18 protein-coding genes and 6 tRNA genes are annotated in these 19,879 nt (G+C 30.2%); 20 read left to right on the top strand and 4 right to left on the bottom strand.

Going from position 1 to position 19,879, the window contains the following annotated elements; all coding sequences use genetic code 11:
* The first annotated feature begins 59 nt into the window (after positions 1-59).
* Entirely contained in the window at positions 60-1,046 is a 987-nt protein-coding gene (locus tag B5E92_RS07370; RefSeq protein WP_087300713.1) for a GNAT family N-acetyltransferase, read from the top strand.
* On the opposite strand, the gene B5E92_RS07365 is transcribed toward B5E92_RS07370, so the two are convergent.
* Together B5E92_RS07365 and B5E92_RS07360 are read right to left on the bottom strand one after the other, a co-directional pair.
* Positions 1,041-1,502: a low molecular weight protein-tyrosine-phosphatase gene (locus tag B5E92_RS07365; RefSeq protein ID WP_087300711.1), complete on the bottom strand. Its 462-nt coding sequence runs from the start codon at positions 1,500-1,502 to the stop codon at positions 1,041-1,043. The two genes, B5E92_RS07370 and B5E92_RS07365, sit on opposite strands and share 6 nt — an antisense overlap.
* Before the next feature lie 59 nt (positions 1,503-1,561).
* A tRNA-Lys gene (locus tag B5E92_RS07360) sits at positions 1,562-1,637 on the bottom strand.
* Between the two features lie 165 nt (positions 1,638-1,802).
* On the opposite strand from B5E92_RS07360, the gene B5E92_RS07355 reads away from it, so the two are divergent.
* From B5E92_RS07355 to B5E92_RS07310, 10 genes are all read left to right on the top strand, one after another.
* A complete protein-coding gene (locus B5E92_RS07355) occupies positions 1,803-2,669 on the top strand; it encodes a hypothetical protein (RefSeq protein WP_087300709.1) in 867 nt (288 codons plus the stop codon).
* A 62-nt stretch (positions 2,670-2,731) separates the two neighbouring features.
* Positions 2,732-2,807 (top strand) — tRNA-Asn (locus B5E92_RS07350).
* Positions 2,808-2,810: 3 nt separating this feature from the next.
* A tRNA-Glu gene (locus tag B5E92_RS07345) sits at positions 2,811-2,886 on the top strand.
* 3 nt (positions 2,887-2,889) lie between these two features.
* Positions 2,890-2,965: transfer RNA gene (locus B5E92_RS07340), tRNA-Val, on the top strand.
* A 6-nt stretch (positions 2,966-2,971) separates the two neighbouring features.
* Positions 2,972-3,047: transfer RNA gene (locus B5E92_RS07335), tRNA-Thr, on the top strand.
* Between the two features lie 11 nt (positions 3,048-3,058).
* Positions 3,059-3,142 (top strand) — tRNA-Leu (locus tag B5E92_RS07330).
* A gap of 181 nt (positions 3,143-3,323) precedes the next feature.
* Positions 3,324-3,944, top strand: coding sequence for a TetR/AcrR family transcriptional regulator (locus B5E92_RS07325; protein ID WP_087300707.1), 621 nt, complete (start codon positions 3,324-3,326; stop codon positions 3,942-3,944).
* 81 nt (positions 3,945-4,025) lie between these two features.
* The gene (locus B5E92_RS07320; RefSeq protein WP_087300705.1) at positions 4,026-5,828 is read left to right on the top strand and encodes an ABC transporter ATP-binding protein; all 1,803 of its coding nucleotides are present in this window, start codon (positions 4,026-4,028) and stop codon (positions 5,826-5,828) included.
* Positions 5,829-7,598 (top strand): ABC transporter ATP-binding protein, encoded by a 1,770-nt coding sequence (locus B5E92_RS07315; protein WP_087300703.1) that lies wholly within the window; start codon positions 5,829-5,831, stop codon positions 7,596-7,598.
* A gap of 432 nt (positions 7,599-8,030) precedes the next feature.
* Complete coding sequence (locus B5E92_RS07310; protein ID WP_087300701.1) at positions 8,031-8,351, top strand: hypothetical protein; 321 nt, start codon at positions 8,031-8,033, stop codon at positions 8,349-8,351.
* A gap of 236 nt (positions 8,352-8,587) precedes the next feature.
* Here B5E92_RS07310 and B5E92_RS07305 read toward each other — a convergent pair whose 3' ends face one another.
* Complete coding sequence (locus B5E92_RS07305; RefSeq protein WP_087300699.1) at positions 8,588-9,523, bottom strand: AEC family transporter; 936 nt, start codon at positions 9,521-9,523, stop codon at positions 8,588-8,590.
* Positions 9,524-9,653: 130 nt separating this feature from the next.
* Here B5E92_RS07305 and B5E92_RS07300 point away from each other — a divergent pair, with 130 nt between their 5' ends.
* The 6 genes from B5E92_RS07300 to B5E92_RS07275 all read left to right on the top strand — a co-directional run bounded on the left by B5E92_RS07300 (position 9,654) and on the right by B5E92_RS07275 (position 16,729).
* The gene (locus B5E92_RS07300) at positions 9,654-10,544 is read left to right on the top strand and encodes a LysR family transcriptional regulator (RefSeq protein ID WP_087300697.1); all 891 of its coding nucleotides are present in this window, start codon (positions 9,654-9,656) and stop codon (positions 10,542-10,544) included.
* Positions 10,545-10,685: 141 nt separating this feature from the next.
* Complete coding sequence (locus tag B5E92_RS07295; RefSeq protein WP_087300695.1) at positions 10,686-12,155, top strand: family 1 glycosylhydrolase; 1,470 nt, start codon at positions 10,686-10,688, stop codon at positions 12,153-12,155.
* A 243-nt stretch (positions 12,156-12,398) separates the two neighbouring features.
* Positions 12,399-13,241 (top strand): Cof-type HAD-IIB family hydrolase, encoded by an 843-nt coding sequence (locus B5E92_RS07290; protein ID WP_087300693.1) that lies wholly within the window; start codon positions 12,399-12,401, stop codon positions 13,239-13,241.
* Positions 13,242-13,259: 18 nt separating this feature from the next.
* On the top strand, positions 13,260-13,487 hold the full coding sequence (locus B5E92_RS07285) for a hypothetical protein (RefSeq protein ID WP_087300691.1): 228 nt from the start codon (positions 13,260-13,262) through the stop codon (positions 13,485-13,487).
* 120 nt (positions 13,488-13,607) lie between these two features.
* Positions 13,608-14,015, top strand: a complete 408-nt coding sequence (locus tag B5E92_RS07280) for a MerR family transcriptional regulator (protein ID WP_087300689.1) — start codon at positions 13,608-13,610, stop codon at positions 14,013-14,015.
* A 470-nt stretch (positions 14,016-14,485) separates the two neighbouring features.
* Complete coding sequence (locus B5E92_RS07275) at positions 14,486-16,729, top strand: EAL domain-containing protein (protein ID WP_158095205.1); 2,244 nt, start codon at positions 14,486-14,488, stop codon at positions 16,727-16,729.
* 34 nt (positions 16,730-16,763) lie between these two features.
* Here B5E92_RS07275 and B5E92_RS07270 read toward each other — a convergent pair whose 3' ends face one another.
* Complete coding sequence (locus B5E92_RS07270; RefSeq protein ID WP_087300685.1) at positions 16,764-17,633, bottom strand: LysR family transcriptional regulator; 870 nt, start codon at positions 17,631-17,633, stop codon at positions 16,764-16,766.
* Positions 17,634-17,734: 101 nt separating this feature from the next.
* Here B5E92_RS07270 and B5E92_RS07265 point away from each other — a divergent pair, with 101 nt between their 5' ends.
* From B5E92_RS07265 to B5E92_RS07255, 3 genes are all read left to right on the top strand, one after another.
* The gene (locus B5E92_RS07265) at positions 17,735-18,583 is read left to right on the top strand and encodes an aldo/keto reductase (RefSeq protein ID WP_087300683.1); all 849 of its coding nucleotides are present in this window, start codon (positions 17,735-17,737) and stop codon (positions 18,581-18,583) included.
* Positions 18,584-18,622: 39 nt separating this feature from the next.
* Positions 18,623-19,471, top strand: a complete 849-nt coding sequence (locus B5E92_RS07260) for an aldo/keto reductase (protein ID WP_087300681.1) — start codon at positions 18,623-18,625, stop codon at positions 19,469-19,471.
* Between the two features lie 40 nt (positions 19,472-19,511).
* On the top strand, positions 19,512-19,879 hold a 368-nt coding region (locus B5E92_RS07255; RefSeq protein ID WP_143357572.1), incomplete at its 3' end, for an aldo/keto reductase.

The following is a 19,879-nucleotide window of genomic DNA, read 5'->3' as shown; positions in this document are numbered from 1 at the left end:
TCAAACCGGTTGGTTTGATTTTTTTATATAAAAATATTTATAACTGGCAGGTGAAATTTATGAACGACTTTTTTGAAAAAAATGGTTATATTTTAAGATTAGCTAAAAAAGAAGATGCATTAGATTATTATCAAAACAATTTTAATCCATTAGACATTGAAGTGGCTAGATTTACAGGCTCAAAAACATCATATACTCAAGAAGAAGTTGTTAGTTTTTTTAAACAGTGTATTGACGCTAAAGATCGCTATGATTTTGTTATTGTTGAACCTAAAGGGCATATAATCGGTGAAAGTGTTTTAAATGAAATAGATCAAGATTTGAAATGTGCGAATTATCGAGTTGCTTTATTTCATAATAATTCTCGTAATCGTGGGATTGGCAGCTGGGCAATAAAAAATACATTAGCATTTGCTTTTGATACTTTAAAATTACATCGAGTAGAATTAGAAGTTTTCTCATTTAATCCACGAGCTATTCATAGTTATAAAAAAGCGGGATTTAAACAAGAGGGCATATTAAAAGATTCGATTAAAGATGGCGATAATTATGGTGATACTATTTTAATGGCTATTTTAGAAGATGATTGGAAAAATCAAAAACAGGAAATAGTTATAGATGAATATTCATATCGTTGTGGGGTAATGGATTGTTTTTGTGAAATGGTTAAAGCTGGTGTTAAAAAAATTGCCTTAGCACATCCTTTTAAAACAAAACAAGATCAAGATAGTTATTTAGGGTTTGTAGAAAAAATTACTAATCAGTATCACATTCGTTATTTTTTAGACGATGATCCTTTAATTACTGATTTGTTTGCAATGTCAATGAATCTAAATACTTATAATATTATTTTTTATCGAAACGATGAAGATATTAAAAAATATCAAGAATTAAAAGAAGAAAAAAGGCAGGCTTTAAAAAATAATAAATATGAACAAGTTAGAAACTCTTTAGCTTATCAATTTGGATATTTATTAGGATATAGTGATAAAACTATTGCAGAATATATTAAACAAAATAATGAAAAAGAAAAAGCAACACTATAAATTATGGTGTTGCTTTAAATATGTTAAAAAATCTAAACAACCTTCATAAACATCATCATAGGTAACATCAAAATTACCAGTATACCAAGGATCAGCAATATCACGAGGTTGTTTTGAAAAATCTAGTAAACGATATATTTTATTTTCTTTGTCATTACCGACAATTCTTAAAATGCCATTTACATTTCTAGTTTCCATTGCTATTAAATAATCATAATTTTTGTAATCCGATTTTTTTAATTGCATAGCGACTTTACCGCTAGTAGAAATATGATATTGTTGTAGTTTGTTTTGGGTTCCATAATGAACAGGAGAACCGACTTCACCACAAGTGCCGGCTGATTGAATAAAAAAATGATTACTTAAACCTTCTTTTTCAACTAAATCTTTAAAAACAAATTCTGCCATTGGAGAACGACATATATTCCCTAAACAGATAAATAAAATTTTAATCATATCATTACTCCTTGATTATATGAAAAAAGATGAACTCAGTTCATCTTGGATACTTAGAATGGTGACCCGCAGGCGATTCGAACGCCTGACCCTCTGATTAAAAGTCAGATGCTCTACCGACTGAGCTAGCGGGTCTTTTTTCAGTGCCTAAATAAAATAACATATTTTTTTTAATCTGTAAAGAGTTTTTTTAATATATTTGTAATTTATTGATATAATTTAAGAACTTTTGAGTGTTTCTATGGATTTCTACAATGTTTTATAAATAAATATGCTTAAATTCTATATGGGTGATATGTGATGAAGGGTAGATATTTATTAATAATAGCATTACTTTTGTTATGTGGTTGTCAAGATGCTGATGCTAAAAAAGTAACTAGCGCTAAAGAAAATGAAAAAGTATTAACAATTAAAAATGAGGTTTTGAAAAACAATCAGAATTTTAAAAATAATCAAGATGGGAAAAACAATTTGTTATTATTAATGGCAAATAGTGTTGATTATTATAATTATGTAAATGGTTCAATGGTACTGACAATGGATTATCAAGGACAAATGCAGCAGATAAAATATGATTTTCAAATTAATGTGCCTGATTATCATAGTTTTATTTATCAGGTTTCTTCTACTGGATTTAATGAGCAATGTTTTTTTAGAGATAGTGAAAAGATGTATTTTTATAATGGCAATATTGATGATTTAAAGAATAATGATTTGAGTGAATTGATAAAAGAGAAAAAAATGATCGTAGAACAAGTTAGTGCCAATAATAATTTGTTTAAATATCGGGATTTATCACTTCAAGAAAGAATTGATAATTTTAGTAGTACTCGGGTTGCAAATGATTTATATGGTGATGTTGCACCATATGTATTTCCAGAAGAAATTGCTTTATATCAGTTAGGAATGAAATATGATAATTATGATATTAAAGACAATACTGATTTTCTTGATCGAGAAGTATTTGTTGTTGAAGGGACTATTGATGATACGGTTTATAATAAGGGGACTATATCTTTATTTGTTGACAAACAAACGGGAATACTTTTAAAATATGAATATAAAACAGATGTAAGTATAGTAACAATGGAAATGGAACAGATAGCAATTGACCAAGATGAACAGGATGATTTTTATTTGGAATATATAAAAAATAAAAAAAATTAAAAAAATTGTAAAAAACACTTGCATCATACATTGGATAATGCTATTATAGTAGGGCACCAAGTGCTTGAATAGCTCAGTTGGTAGAGCAATCGGCTGTTAACCGATCGGTCGTAGGTTCGAGTCCTACTTCAAGCGCCATGTGGCCTGTTGGAGAAACGGTTAACTCACATGCCTTTCACGCATGCATTCACGGGTTCGAATCCCGTACAGGTCACCATTTGGAGGTTTAGCTCAGTTGGGAGAGCATCTGCCTTACAAGCAGAGGGTCAGCGGTTCGAGCCCGTTAACCTCCACCATTATAAGCCGGCTTAGCTCAATTGGTAGAGCAACTGACTTGTAATCAGTAGGTTGAGGGTTCAAGTCCTTTAGCCGGCACCATTTTTATATACGCGGGTGTGGCGGAACTGGCAGACGCACTAGACTTAGGATCTAGCGCCTTTGGCGTGCAGGTTCGATTCCTGTCACCCGCACCATGTTGATATTTGCTTCAGGGTTGGTCCTGAAGTATTTTTTTTATTTTAAATGTGTTCTAAATTTTTTGTTCATTATAAAATGAATATTTATAAGTTGTATTTTTAATTTATTATTGACAATATTGAATATATAGGTGTATTATAACAGTGTTATATAACACTGTTATATAGGGGGTAAAAAATGCAAGATACTTCAAATTTGACACTGAATAAAATCCAACAAGCTGCTATTGATGAGTTTTTGGAAAAAGGGTTTAGAGGAGCTTCTTTACGTCAAATCGTTAAACATGCAGGTGTGACAACTGGAGCATTTTATGGATATTTTTCTAGTAAGGAAGCATTATTTGCTTCAATTGTTGAACCGCATGCACAAGCTATAATGGCTAATTTTATGCAAGCTCAATTAAAATTTGCTGATTTACCTAAAGATGAACAACCTTCTCATATGGGAATTGAATCAAGTTCTTGTGTAAATTGGATGGTTAATTATATCTGTGATCATCGTGAAGCAGTAAAACTTTTATTATTGAAAGCTGAAGGAACGAGTTATGAAAATTTTGTTCATAATATTGTTGAAGTCGAAGTTGAATATACTCTAAAATACATGGATGTTTTAAGGGAACTTGGTTATTTAGTACCTCAACTCGATAGGACTTTGTGTCACATTATCGCAAGTGGTATGTTTGGAGGAATTTTTGAAGTTGTCATCCACGATATTCCTAAAGACCAGGCTATGCGTGATGTAGGTCAACTTCGAGCATTTTACACAGCTGGTTGGTTAGCATTAATGGAAACAAAATAGATTAATGCAACAACCGCAATTTTTTTACCCTGTCAGTTAGCATATGCTAACATAAGTGTTTGTTGAAAAAGGAGGGTTAATATGGAAAAAAAGAAACAAAATGCTATTATTGCTTTATTAGGTTATGCTGGAAACTATAAGGTCTTGACGTTTATAGGATTAACTTTATCTGCAATTTCGATGCTTTGTAGCATAGTGCCATATGTTTGTATTTGGCTTGTTGCTAAAGATCTGATTACCGCTGTGTCTGACTTTTCTAAAGTTCAAAATGTAGAAACCTATGGATGGATTGCCTTTGGTTTCGCTGTATTAGGAATTGTACTATATTTTATTGGTTTAATATGTACTCATTTAGCGGCTTTTAGAACTGCTGAAAATATACGAAAAATAGGTATGAATCATATCATGAAAGCACCATTAGGGTATTTTGACAATAATGCTTCAGGACTTATTAGAGGAAGGTTGGATAGTGCGGCTAATGATACAGAAACACTGTTAGCCCACAATTTAGCCGATATTGTTGGAACTATCGTATTATTTGTCGGAATGGTCATTTTGATGTTTATATTTGATTGGCGTATGGGTGCTGCATGTTTATTGTCTGCAGTTATATCCATTATTGCAATGTTTTCAATGATGGGCGGTAAAAATGCTCAGCTTATGGCTGAATATCAAGCTGCCCAGGATAGAATGACAAAAGCAGGAACAGAATATGTTAGAGGAATTCCTGTAGTTAAGATTTTTCAGCAGACTGTTTATTCGTTTAAGACTTTTAAAAAGGCCATTGAAGAATATAGTGATAAGGCAGAATATTATCAGGCGAAAGTTTGTCGTGTGCCTCAATCGATCAATTTGACATTTACTGAAGGGGCTTTTATTTTTTTAGTGCCTATTGCTATCTTTTTGATACCTGGTGCATTGCATAGCGGTAACTTCAGTGATTTTATTACGAATTTTGTATTCTATGCTGTTTTTTCTGCTATCATTTCGACTTCACTCGCAAAAATTATGTTTGCATCTTCAGGTATTATGCTAGCTAGTACAGCGTTAAGCCGCATTGATTTAGTCATGAAGGCTCCAACGCTTGAAAAATGTGTGAATCCAAAAGAGCCTGAAGATAATAGTGTGGTTTTTAAAGATGTCAGTTTTACTTACACTGGTTCAAGTACTCCTGCATTATCACATATATCTTTTAGAGTTGAACCAGGTCAAACTGTTGCACTCGTAGGACCATCAGGTGGTGGTAAAACAACAGCTGCCAGTTTAATTCCTCGATTTTGGGATGTAGATGAAGGTGTAGTTGCGGTTGGAAATGTTAATGTTAAAGAAATTGATCAGCATGTTTTAATGGATCAGGTCGCTTTCGTTTTTCAAAATACAAAGCTCTTCAAAACATCGATTTTAGAAAATGTTAAAATTGCCAATCCAAACGCATCAGATGATGATGTTATGCAAGCTTTAAAAGCGGCTAGATGTGAGGATATTATTGAAAAACTTCCTAATGGTGTCAATACGATAATTGGGAATGAGGGAACATATCTTTCTGGAGGTGAACAGCAAAGAATTGCTTTAGCACGTGCTATTTTGAAAAATGCTCCTATTGTTGTATTGGATGAGGCTACTGCTTTTGCTGATCCTGAAAATGAAATTTTAATACAAAAAGCCCTCAGTGTTTTATGTAAAGATCGAACAGTTATCATGATTGCTCACCGTTTATCAACTGTTGTCAATGCAGATAGAATCATTGTTTTAGAAGAGGGACATATTATTGAAGAGGGTACTCATAAAGAATTATTAGATAAAAATGGTCTGTATCATAAAATGTGGACTGACTATAATCAGGCAGTGAAATGGAAAATCACAAGTGGAAAGGAGGCAGCGTAAATGTTTGGAAAAAATTTTAAGCGAAAATATGCCTTAACAGAGAAAGGTGTTCAGAATGTCAAAAAGGGGACATTTTGGACAGTTATAGTAAATATTGTTGTTATGGCTGGTGTTAGCGTATTATATCTACTGATGAAAGAATTGATGGGAGTTTTGACAGGTGATCAAACAGAAATCAATATGATAACGATTCTTATTTTATTAGTTGCATTTGTATTTTTATCATTTATAACACATCTTCAGCAGTATATAGCCACTTATGGACTTGTTTATGGTGAAGTCAAGGCTACAAGAATTGCTTTGGCGGAAAAACTTCGTAAATTACCATTAGGATATTTTAATAAAAAAGATATTGCAGATTTAACAGAAACGATAATGGGAGATGTTAATCGTATGGAGCATGTCTGGTCACATGTGCTTGGTTATTTATACGGATCTTATATTTCAACAGGAATTATTGCTATTTTCCTATTTATTTATGATTGGCGTTTAGCAATAGCTTGTCTTTGGGGGGTACCTGTTGCGTTTGGTCTATTGTTTGGCTCTCGAAAGTGGACTGCAAAAGCCTCTGAAAAACTGAAAAAGGCAGCTGTCAAAGTTTCTGATGGAATACAGGAAACATTAGAAAATGTTAGAGAGATTAGAGCCACAAACCAAGAAGAAACTTATCTTCAAGGTCTTTATCAAAAAATTGATGAACATGAAAAAGTGATGATCAAAGGAGAACTTGTATCCGGTATTTTTATCAATGCAGCAAGTGTCATCATGCGTTTAGGTGTTGCAACTACAATCTTAGTTGGTGCAAATCTTATTGTTCACGGACAAGTGGATTTTATGGTATTGTTTATGTTCTTATTGGTCATTACAAGAATTTATGCACCTTTTGATCAGAGTCTAGCATTAATTGCTGAGATGTTTGTCTCACAGGTATCAGCAAATCGTATGATGGAAATCTACGATACTCCAGTTGCATCAGGGAAAGAAACTTTTGAACCAAAAGGACATGATATTGAATTTCATCATGTTTCATTTGCTTATGATGACCATGATGTTTTAAAGGATGTCAGTTTTATAGCCAAGGAAGGAGAAGTAACAGCCTTAGTTGGACCTTCTGGTTCTGGCAAGAGTACCTGTGCTAAATTAGCTGCACGTCTTTGGGATGTCAATAAAGGAACTATAACAGTAGGAGGAATTGATATTAATACTGTTGATCCTGAAATTTTATTGAGAGATTATTCAATGGTGTTTCAAGATGTTGTTTTATTTGATGACAGCATAAAGGAAAACATCCGTCTAGGAAAAAGAGGAGCAACAGATGAAGAAGTATATGAAGCCGCTAAAGCAGCAAATTGCGATGAATTTGTGCAGAAACTTCCTAATGGCTATGACACACTGATTGGTGAAAATGGTGCAAAACTATCAGGTGGTGAGAGACAAAGAATTTCCATTGCCAGAGCGCTTTTGAAAGATGCTCCAATCGTTTTGTTAGATGAGGCAACAGCTAGCCTTGATGTGGAAAATGAGACTAAAGTGCAAGAAGCTTTATCTAGGTTACTGGTTAATAAGACTGTTTTAGTCATCGCTCATCGTATGCGAACAGTCCAATCTGCTGATAAGGTTGTTGTTTTAGAAAATGGTAATGTCAAAGAATATGGAGCACCAGCAAAATTATATGCTATAAATGGACTCTATCGTCATATGGTTGATCTACAAAATGAAGGCTCTAAATGGCAAATTGATAGTAAAAAGATTTCACTTGATATGTATTAAATAGTGATATTTTAATACAGGTATTAATGGAGATATAAAAGTATACCTTAGTATAAATAGTTGAACGATACTAGGGTATTTTTATTATGGATGATAGATAAATATTAAGATCACTGAATTTTCAAAATTTAATTTTAAGACAGGTAAAAAAATATTTTGAAATGAAATTAATTATTTTATAAAAAAATCGGGGTATCATCAACAAAAACATGTTAATAAGTTGTATTTACTATATGGTTATGTATAATGAAATTAAAGATATATCTCAAAAATTAGTATTGAGATACTATGAAGTAACTAATTAATTTACTAGGTATAGATTTATAATGATAAAAAACTTTATAGAAATAAAAATTCAAAGAAAGGGGAAGTTATGAAGTAGGCAAAAATAAGATAATATCGAAGAGGGGTTACTTCATAATGGTGGTTAGAATGAATAATTTTCTTAATGGTCTAGTAAAGTTATTTGGTTTTTCTGATTGGGGTTTAACGTCACTTATTTATTCTATTTATCTTAAACGTACTAAAAAAATCTCATATGTTGAAGAAAAAACAATAAAACAACAATATAAAGAACAATTTATAAAAATTCGTTCTTGGTGTTACTTTATGTATTTTATAATTGCAATGAGCCTTCTTATTAATTTAAATTTTACAAGTTTTAATAGAACAATAATTTGGACTGTTCATATAGCTTTGTTTCTATGTATTTTTGTTTATAGAATAGTTAAAGAAAATAAATTTTATAAATAATATTATATAATTGATTTATTAATTCTTCCTTTTGGTATTATTGGTTTAAGTTTGAGGATTTATAATAACATTTTAAATGATCCAAGGGAGTTGATATTTATTTAAAAGAAATTACAATTAGAACATGATGATTTTAAAGTTATTAGAGGAAATCCTGGTTTATATGTCCCATGATAATTTTCAATATTAAAAAGACTGAGCGTAAAAGTAGGTAAAACTTGGCCCAGTCTTTTTAGTTAGTAAATAAAGATAACTATTACAGTATAAACAATTAGTGTAATAACCATAAATAATGAGATAAATGCCGATTGAAAATCAGCATCTTCTTCTGATTTATTAAGTGGTGAGATTAACATTGGTACAGCAAAACCAGTAGGACTCATAAAATAAATTAATACTGCGATCATATAAATTTTATCTGCCATCATATGTGGGAAGAAGATAAAGAATCCAGCAATGATACATACATATAAAACTAGTCTAACTGATAACAATTTAAGTAATGACGGTAATGTTTCTTTTTTGATCTTTAAATTATAACCAATAATAAATAATATCATTCCTACAATAGGAGCAGTAGCCTGAGTAACAGTACTAGTATAGACGTTGATAAATGGTGTTTGACTTAAATAGTTATAAAATCCACTTAAGTTTAATATTAATGCAAGAGTTACAGCAATTACAAATGAGTTTGTAAAGATAGTTTTTAATAAGTCTTTATTGTTTGTTTTACCAGCAGTAGATTTTGCAACTAAAATAGGGATAACAACAAATGCAATGAAACTACCAGCAATATCAAAAATTACAGTATTGCTTGCATAACTTAAGCCAACTATTGATGTATAAAGTGGTAGAGCAACGTTTCCTCCTTCACAGGTTGTTAATAAGTATGGTGAAATATGCGCTAATTCTTTACCGGTAAATCCACTAATCAATTTACCAATAACCATTGTTAAAACAAATGCTATAAATACATAAATAATAACCCAAATAACTGATACTTCTATCTTTGCTGTAAATAAAACATTAAAAATCATAATTGGAAATAAGACATTGAAGACAATATTGTTTGCTCCATCTTTTTGTTCTGGGGTAATCCAGTTTTTGATACGAGCAATAGCTCCTAGTCCAATCATAAAAAATACGGGAAATAACGTTGTTAATGCTGCCATTTATTTTCTCCTTTCAATTTCGCATCTATTGTATCGATACTTTTAAGATATATCAATTACTTAAATTTTATGCTTTTCTATACTTGATAAGCATGGGTTTGCTCAATATAATTATGATAGGTGATGTTTAATGGAAATAAGAGTTTTACAATATTTTTTAACAATTGCTAGAGAAGAAAGTATTTCTAAAGCAGCTGAAGTTTTACACATTACACAGCCAACCCTTTCTCGCCAAATGAAAGAATTAGAAGATGAATTTAATAAAAAGTTATTCATTCGGGGAAGTAGAAAAATTACTCTTACTAAAGATGGGATTTTATTAAAGCAGTATGCCCAGGAAATTATTGGCTTAGTAGACAAGGCTGAGCGTGATTTGCTTAAAGAAGATAATGAACTAGCTGGTGATATTTATATTGGAAGTGGTGAAAGTTCAGGTATTCGTTTTGTTATGCGTGTGGTTGCTAAAATGCAATCTAAATATTCTAAAATACGTTTTCATTTATTTAGTGGTAATGCTCAGGATGTTGCAGATAAACTTGATAGTGGACTATTAGATTTTGGAATATTTTTTGATCCAGTTGATCTTACTAAATTTGATTATTTTACTCTTCCGTTTAAAGAAACAATGGGGCTATTGATGAAAAAAGATGATGAGTTAGCTTTGTATGATGTTATAACTCCAGAATTATTAAAAGATAAGCCGATAATTGCTTCAAATCAGGATATTGTAAAAAATGAGATTGCTGGATGGATCGGTGGTAATGAAAGAAAGCTTAATATCAAGGTTACATATAATCTTATTAATAATGCTGCCTTGCTTGTAGAAGAGGGTGGTGGTTATGCCTTAACTTTTAAAGATTTAATTCGTGATGATGAAAATAGTCCGCTTTGTTTTAAAGAACTATCACCACAATTAGATGTAGGAATTCATATTGCCTGGAAAAAATATCACGTTTTTTCTAACCAGGCTGAAACATTTTTAGAGTTGATAAAAAATGAAGTGGAAAAATTAGGTATGTAAAAAATTAATTTATAAGTTTATTTTGGCTATTTAAATAGTAAGTTTAACACATATAGAAAAAGCATGGATTTATATAATAAATAAGTATTTGTCTTTCTGCTTAAGTATTTTAAAATAGAAGTACAAGGAGGAATGCTAAAGATGAGTTTTAAAGAAAATTTTTTATGGGGTGGCGCTATTGCGGCTAATCAGGCTGAAGGTGCTTGGAACGTAGATGGTCGTGGTCCTGCTAAAACCGATGTAACTACAGGAGGTTCTGTTAAAGAGCCAAGATATGTGACTTTTATTGATAAAGATGGAAATCCAGGAAAGGTTGTTAATGGACAACCGATACCAGAAGGTGCTAAATACGCTGTTTTAGATGATTATTACTATCCTAATCATGATGGTGTGGATTTTTATCATCATTATAAAGAAGATATAGCCTTGCTAGCTGAAATGGGATTTAAAATGTTTAGACTTTCTATTTCATGGTCTCGTTTATATCCTCATGGTGATGAAGATAAACCTAATTCAAAAGGGGTTGAATTTTATCGTTCAGTTTTTATGGAATGTAAAAAATATGGAATTGAACCATTAGTAACAATCTGGCATTTTGATACCCCTTTATATCTAGAAGAACATTATGGTGGCTGGAATAATCGTAAATTAATAGATTTTTATGTTCGTTTTGCAACAACTTGTTTTAAAGAATACAAAGGGTTAGTTAAATATTGGCTAACATTTAATGAAATCAATAATACAATCATGATGTTAAACTTATTTGGAAATCACGCTGGAGATAAAGAACATCAAGAAGGATATCAGCAATTACATTATCAATTTGTTGCTAGTGCCAAAGCTGTTCAAATTGGACATGAAATTGATGCTAATAATATGATTGGCTGTATGATTTGTGGAATTACATTCTATCCTGGAACATGTGATCCAAAAGATATTATGGCGAATAGACATATGTGGGAAAAGAGTATTTTCTATTGTGGTGATGTTCAATGTAAAGGAAAGTATCCAACTTTTGCAAAAAGACTATGGGATGAACATCATGTTCAATTAGATATTACTGAAGAAGACTTAGAAGAGTTGAAAAAGGGATGTGTTGATATGTATACATTCTCTTATTACATGTCATCTGTTGAAACAACTCATGAAACTGATGATATGGTATCTGGTAATTTTGCTGCCGGAGCAAGAAATCCTTATTTGACATATTCTGATTGGGGTTGGGCTCAAGATCCACTTGGACTTCGATATTATTTAGAAATGATCTATGATCGTTATGAAAAACCAATTATGGTTGTAGAAAATGGTTTAGGAGCTTATGATACTCTTGAAGAAGATGGTTCAGTACATGATTCATATCGTATTGATTATTTAAGAGATCATATCAAAGAAATGGGTAATGCTATTAATAATGGTGTTGATTTAATTGGCTATACAACTTGGGGATGTATTGACCTAGTTAGTGCTGGAACTGGGGAAATGAGAAAACGATATGGTTTTATTTATGTAGATAAAGATGATCAAGGTAATGGAACTTATAAACGTTATCGTAAAGATTCTTTTTATTGGTATAAAAAAGTAATTGAAACAAATGGTGAAAATCTAGATTAATTATTAAAGTGTGATGAAAGTTTAAGTACTAAGTTATCATCACACTTTTTAGTTATAGTTTTTATTAAAAGTATGATTATGAAAAAATTTTTTCAGATCTATAGATGATTTTAGAAATTTGTTTTAAATCTTTTATCAATTAAATGTTTACTGCTTTAAGTTTTGATTATTAGTGATAAAATTATTTTGTCAGATAAATATTTAAGTAATTATTATAGAAAATAATATTGAGGAGGAGAGAAGATGAGTAACAAAATTATTTTTATTGATGTTGATGGAACATTGTTAGACTATGAAAACAAGTTGCCAGAATCTGCTGTTAAAGCTATTAGACAAGCTAGAAAGAATGGTCATAAAGTTTATATCTGCAGCGGAAGAAGTAAAGCAGAGGTATATGATTATGTTTGGAACATTGGTTTTGATGGTATGATTGGTGGTAATGGAAGTTATGTTGAAGACAATGGTCATGTAGTTATGCATCAGTTAATTACATTAGAACAATGTAAACATATTGTTGATTGGCTTCATTCACGGGGATTAGAATTTTATCTTGAAAGTAATAATGGTTTGTTTGCTAGTGAAAACTTTGAAACTAAAGGAGAACCAGTAATTCAAGAATATTCTAAGCGTAAAGGTAAAGAAGGGGCAGATAATCTTACTGTTCGCGATGTTTTCCCAAAAATGATTTTTGGGGGAGAATTGTATCGTGATGATTTAAACAAAGTTAGTTTTATTTTAAATAGTTATCAAGATCATTTAGATTCTATTGAAGAATTTCCAGATTTAAAACCTGGTACTTGGGGTGGTAAAGGTGAAGTTGCTTTATTTGGCGATTTAGGAGTTAAAGATATTACTAAAGCCCACGCTATTGGTGAATTGTTGAAATATTTAGGTGCTTCTTTAGAAGATACTTATGCATTTGGGGATGCTAAAGTTGATATTCCAATGTTGGAATATTGTAAAGTAGGTGTTGCTATGAATAGTGGTGGCGACGAAATTAAAGCTATGGCTGATTATGTTACAGATGATGTTGATAAAGATGGATTATACAAAGCATTTGTGCATTTTGGTTTAATTGAAGGTTAATAATTAGAGGAGAAAAAAATGATAAATAGAAGATTTAAGCGATTGTTATATTTTGTGTTAGAATTTGTTGCAATTGGTATTGATATGACTTCTTCAATTTATTATTCTTTTTTCATTTTATCGACAGTAATTGGTTTTGAACTGCTTTATGAAGATAAAAAATTAACTGAAATCCCTAAAACACAATATTTATTAGGGGTAGTTGTAATACCGGTATTAGTTGGCTGGATGTTACATAGTAATTAAAATGATACTTCAGTTTTTGAAACAGTTGGATACTCTTTGATTCTTAATAATTTTCTTGTTATAATCTAGTTATAACTATCGGTTGTTACAACCGGTAATGCTGATTTGAGGAGGTTTTTTATGTATTATACGATGAAAGAAACTTGTGAAATGGTTAATATGACTTATGAAGCGCTTAAGTATTATTGTAATGTTGGTTTAATTCCTAATGTTAAACGTGATAAAAACAATCACCGTGTTTTTGATGAAAATAATATTAATTGGATCAAGAGTTTATCATGTTTAAAAAATTGCGGGATGTCAATTAAAGAAATGCAGGCATATTTAAAGTTATGTTTACAAGGTGAACAGACAATTCCTGAAAGACAGGAAATGTTGGAGGAACAAAAATATAATCTAATTAAAAAGTTAGAAGAAATTCAAGAAAGTTTAAAGTATATTGATAAAAAACAAAAATTTTATAATCAAGTATTAAATGGGGAAGTTGAATATCATAGTTATCTTATTGATACTAGTAAAAAATCATAGTTTATTAAAAGTCACTGTTTAGTGGCTTTTTTTACCGCTTATACTAATAAACTGTCTCTTATTCCAAGGTGATTGTATGAATTATTGATTTTTACTATGATTGAATTGTAAAAGAGGTGGTTAAGATGGTAAAGCTTTCTTTTCAAATGCTTTTAAAACAGCGGAAAAAGAGTTTAAATTCAATTGTTCTAATTGTGATTTACAAGAAAAAGTTGCTGCAAGTTTGAATGAATTATTAAACAGGTATCATGGCATTAGTTCAGTAAGTAGTCTTCAAGATGGATTTGTAAGTGTTATGATCATGTTTGTTAAAGTTAATAATATTTAGTAAGCATCATTTTGATGCTTTTTTTGATTCTTTTAGTATGAATTGGGTTAAAAGGTGTATATTTTATATAAAAGTGTTATAATTTAATGTGAAAATATATTGTGATAAATATATGATGTTTGATGATTGGAGGTGAATGGTGGTGGATAAAACAATGTTTGGAAATAGGCTTAAAAAAACAATATTGATTGTTTTGACTGTTGCGATATTTTTATTAGGAACTAGTATTTATTTACGAGTTTATTTGAATAATACAATCAAAGAAGCAATTATCAATCAAATAAAAGTAGATAGTGATGAATATATAGATCGTTTAAAGGAACAGGTTGATACTGATTTTCAAATATTGAATTCATTTACTAGTATATTTACGATTGAAAATGATCTAGACATTGCACTGGCATTGGATTTAGCAAATCAAAAAAGTGATTTTATTTTATTGGGATATTTTAGTAGTTCATCTAATGTTGTTGCGATAAATGACCAGGATATTAAATATGATGTCAAAACAAGCAATCTTTCTAAACCAATACAATCAGTAATTGAAGAGACTTTGCTTGGAAAAAAAGCTATTTCCGATATTTTTGAAAGTGAATTATCTACACAACCGACAGTTGCTTATGGAATACCAGTATTAAGAAATAATCAGATAATAGGAAGTTTAGTAGCTTTAGATGTTTTACATATAACAACTGATGAAAATGATAATACTTATGCTTGTATTATTGACAGTGATGGTAATATTTTGCTAGGTTCTAATCAAGATATTAATCAAACTAATAGTTTTTTTGAAAATATTAATTTAAAAGATACTAATATTAATCAGATTAAAAGTGATTTAAAAAATAATAAAAATGTTTCTTTGACTTTTGATTATAAAGATGAAAGTTGTCAAGCTATCTTAAAGCCTATAGATATAAATGACTGGTATATGGTTTGTATTGATATTGATCAAAGTGCTGGGTTATCGATTAGTCAGACAGCTAGAATTGTTAATGGTTTATTTGTGGTAATTGTTATTTTAGTAATTGGTTTGTTGTTATACGGTTATTGGATGACATTGAAAAATAATCATGAATTAGCTTTGTCGGCTTATTATGATCGTTTAACTGGGGCTTATAATTTATTATATTTTAATCAAAAAGGTAAACAAGAGTTAAGGCAGAATCTTAATTGCAGTATTGTAGTTTTAAATATTCGACAGTTTAAGTTTTTTAATGAAATATTTGGCAATGAACAAGGGGATAAGTTATTATGTCATATTAAAGGGGTTATTGAAAATAATTTAAACAGTGAAGAATTTTGTTGTCGAGATACGGCAGATCAGTTCTTTTTGTTTTTAAGAGATATTGATAAGGAAATTATTGAATCAAGATTAAATAAGATAATTGAGGAAATTTTCGATTATGATGCTTTATTACATACAAATTATCATTTAAAAATTCATTGTGGTATTGTAATTTCAAGTGACCAGTATAATTTAGATACAACATTTGATGGCTTAATGGTAAGTGTGATGTTTGCTCTTGATAAAGCAAAAGAAAAGTTACAAACAAGTATCTGGTTTTATGATGTTGAATTACATGAGCGCGAAAAAATAGATAATTATATTGAAAGTCATATGCATCAAGCGCTTGAAAAGCATGAGTTTAAGTTTTTCTTACAACCTAAAATCGGTTTAAAAGATGGTTCATTAGAAAGTGCAGAAGCTCTGGTACGTTGGATAACAAATGATGGACAGGAACTTTATCCAGATCAATTTATTCCGATTTTTGAAAAAAGTGGTTTTTGTATTGAATTAGATATGTATATGTTTGAAGAGGCATGTAAACAAATCAAAGAATGGATTGATGAAGGAATAGAGCCGATTGGAATTTCAGTTAACCAGTCTAAGTTATTATTTTATGAAGCTGATTATGTTGAAAGACTAGAGAAAATTGTTAATAAGTATCAAATACCGGCTAATTTGATTACTTTAGAAATTTTAGAGAATTTAGTTATTGATAATGTTGATGAAGTTAATAGTAAGATAGAATGTTTGCATAAAATTGGTTTTCGAGTGTCGATGGATGATTTTGGCAGTGGCTATTCTTCGTTAAATATTTTAGGAAAGTTAGATATTGATGAATTAAAGATTGATAAAGATTTTTTACAAGAAATTTTTGTTGAAAATAATTTTAGAACAAAATTAATCATGGAAGAAATTGTAAAGTTAGCTAAAATATTATCGATTTCAACAGTTGTTGAAGGAGTAGAAACTTTAGAATGTAATTATTTAATAAGAAGTTTTGGTTGTGATTTTGGTCAAGGTTATTATTATGATAAACCAATTAGTAATGATAAATTTAATTTACGATATATGAAAAATCGAAAAAAGATTAAATAAAGCTGTTAACAAAAACGTTAACAGCTTTATTAATTTATACTGTTTTAGCCCAATCAATATTAGTAATTTCATCTTTGATAGGGTCAAACATTTTACGATTGTTTTTGTTATATACTGCATAATATTGAACATGAGCTTCAGGATCGCTGATTGGAATATTGATACGATTATTATTTTCTTTTTCGCGAAGTAATGTTAAATTACTGCGAAAGTTAGGTAAAGCTGATGCTTTTGTTAGTTCTTCAAAAATGGCATCATCTTCTTGAATCAATAAATGAGATTCCGGTATCATTTTTAAACATATTTCATTCCAAAAACCAATTCGCGATAATAATAAAACACTTTCACCATTTAAATCTCGAAATGATATTTCTTTAAACAAAGCTAATGGATGAGCAGGGGGTACTGATAAATATAGGTGTTCTTCAAATAATGGGATACAAATGCGATTATCATCATTGATGGGATGATTAATGGCAATAATCGAATATTCATGATTATCTAGACCGCTTAATAAGTTATCTTCATTGCTATCAAGGCTATCGGTAATTTTCATAGCTGGATATAATTGTTTAAAAATATAAGTTAATCCCCAATTTGGTGCTGGAGCACAAGAACCGATACTGATTGTTCGTTTGCTTAAATCATAGCTTTGTAGTTGTTTAACCATTTTATCAGTTTCATCAAGTATTTTTTTAGCATATTCAACGGCCATGATTCCGTTATCATTTAATGTTATTTTATTTTTCTTACGATCAAACAATTTTAAACCAAGTTCATCTTCTAGACGCTGAATTGAGCGTGTTAGACCCGGCTGGCTTATTAATAAAATTTCAGCAGCTTTAGAGATTGTACCGGCCTTGGCAATAGTCACTAATTGTTCTAATTGGTAAAGTTCGATCATTATTATCACCTCACTATGCACTATAATTATAGCATAATGTAATATTGATATTGTACTTTATTTTTTAAGTTAACTAAAATGTAAGTGTAAGGAGGGAACAGATGGAGTGGATAGAGCTTAGTAACGGTGTAAAAATGCCAATTATCGGTTATGGAACTTTGCAAATTTCTTCTAATTTAGCAAAAAGAAAAGTATTAGAGGCATTAGATGAAGGATATCGATTAATTGATACAGCTGCTTCGTATTTTAATGAAACTGGTATTGGTGAAGCGATTAAGGAATCACATATACCAAGAAGCGAGTTATTTATTACTACTAAGGTGTGGGTCCAGGATAGTGGTTATGAAAATACGATTAAAGCTTTTAATCAATCTTTAACTAACCTAGGGCTAGATTATCTTGATTTGTATCTGATTCATCAGCCTTATGGAAATTATTATGGCTCTTGGAAAGCAATGGAAGAACTTTATCGCCAAGGTAAAGTTCGAGCAATTGGGATTTGTAATTTTTCTGCAGAAAGATTTGTTGATCTTTGTTTAAATTGTTCAATTAAACCAATGATCAATCAAATTGAATTACATCCATTTTTTCAACAAAAAGAACTTGTTAAAGTGTTAGAACAATATCATTGCAAAGTACAAGCCTGGGGACCATTAAACGAAGGACAACGTGATATTTTCAACAATGAAATTTTAGAAGCAATTGCTAAAAAACATAACAAAACAATTGCCCAGGTTATTTTACGCTGGCATATTCAAAATAATGTTATTGTAATTCCCAAAACAGTTAGAGTTGATAAGATGAAAGAAAATTTAGACATTTGGGATTTTCAATTAGACAATGAAGATATGAATATGATTGCCAATATGGATTTGGGTTATAGCGAAATAATCAATCATCAAAGTTACACAACAGCAAAATGGTTAAATAAATATAAAATCCATGATTAGCTGTTAAAATTAAATTAATGAAAAGGAGATTAGAGAACTATGGAAAAATTTGAACTTAATAATCATGAACTTATCCCAGCAGTTGGATTTGGAGTATTTATGATCCCTAATGATGGGCCAACTTATGAAGCTACTTTAAAAGCATTAAAAGCAGGATATCGTCATATCGATACTGCAGCTGGATATATGAATGAAAGTGATGTTGGAAAAGCTATTAAAGATAGTGGAATTGATCGTAAAGAAATTTTTATTACATCAAAATTATGGTTACAAGATTATGGTTATGAAAATGCTAAAATAGGTATTGAAAATTCTTTAAAGAATTTAGGTGTTGATTACATTGATTTATATTTATTACATCAACCATATGGTGATTATTTAGGATCATGGAAAGCATTAGAAGAAGCAGTAGCTGAAGGAAAAATTAAATCAATTGGTATTTCTAACGTAACAATTAATTTATGGAATAAATTTAAAGATGGTATGACTATTATGCCAGCTGTAAACCAAGTAGAATGCAATCCATTTTTCCAACAAAAACCATTACGCGTAGAAATGGAAAAATATGGTATTAAACTTGAAGCTTGGTATCCATTAGGACATGGAAATAAAGAATTATTAGAAAATGAATATTTAGTATCTTTAGCTAATAAATATAATAAAAATGTCGGACAAATTATTTTAAGATGGCATTATCAAGAAGGAATCATTTCTTTACCTAAATCAACAAATGATGAAAGAATTAAAGGAAATATTGATATCTTTGATTTTGAATTAACTGATGAAGAAATGAAAAATATCCAAGCAATGGATACTGGAAAAGGAACACATGATCCAGAAGATTTATCAAACGAAACAAGATTAATGGGATTAAAAATCCATGACTAACTAAAATTTAAAGAGTATAATTGAATTGGAGGATAAAAATATGGAGTTTGTAACACTAAATAATGGCTTAAAAATGCCTAAAGTTGGATTTGGAGTATACCAGATCAAAAATCAAGAACAATGTAAACAAGCAGTATTAGATGCAATTGATGTTGGTTATCGTTTAATTGATACTGCACAATCTTATGGAAATGAAGAAGCAGTAGGAAAAGCTATTCAAGAAACATCAGTTCCAAGAAATGAATTGTTTATTACAACTAAAGTATGGGTCGCTAATTATGGATATGATAAAACAAAAGCTTCAGTAGAAGAATCTTTAAAGAAAATGCAATTAGATTATATTGATTTAGTATTATTGCATCAACCATTCAATGATTACTATGGAGCATATAAAGCATTAGAAGATTT

Origin of the sequence: Erysipelatoclostridium sp. An15 (assembly GCF_002160675.1) — a bacterium.
Classification (GTDB): Bacteria; Bacillota_I; Bacilli_A; order Erysipelotrichales; family Coprobacillaceae; genus Thomasclavelia; species Thomasclavelia merdavium.
The sequence above is the reverse complement of the archived record's forward strand: the minus strand, read 5'-3'. Positions and strand labels throughout refer to the sequence as shown.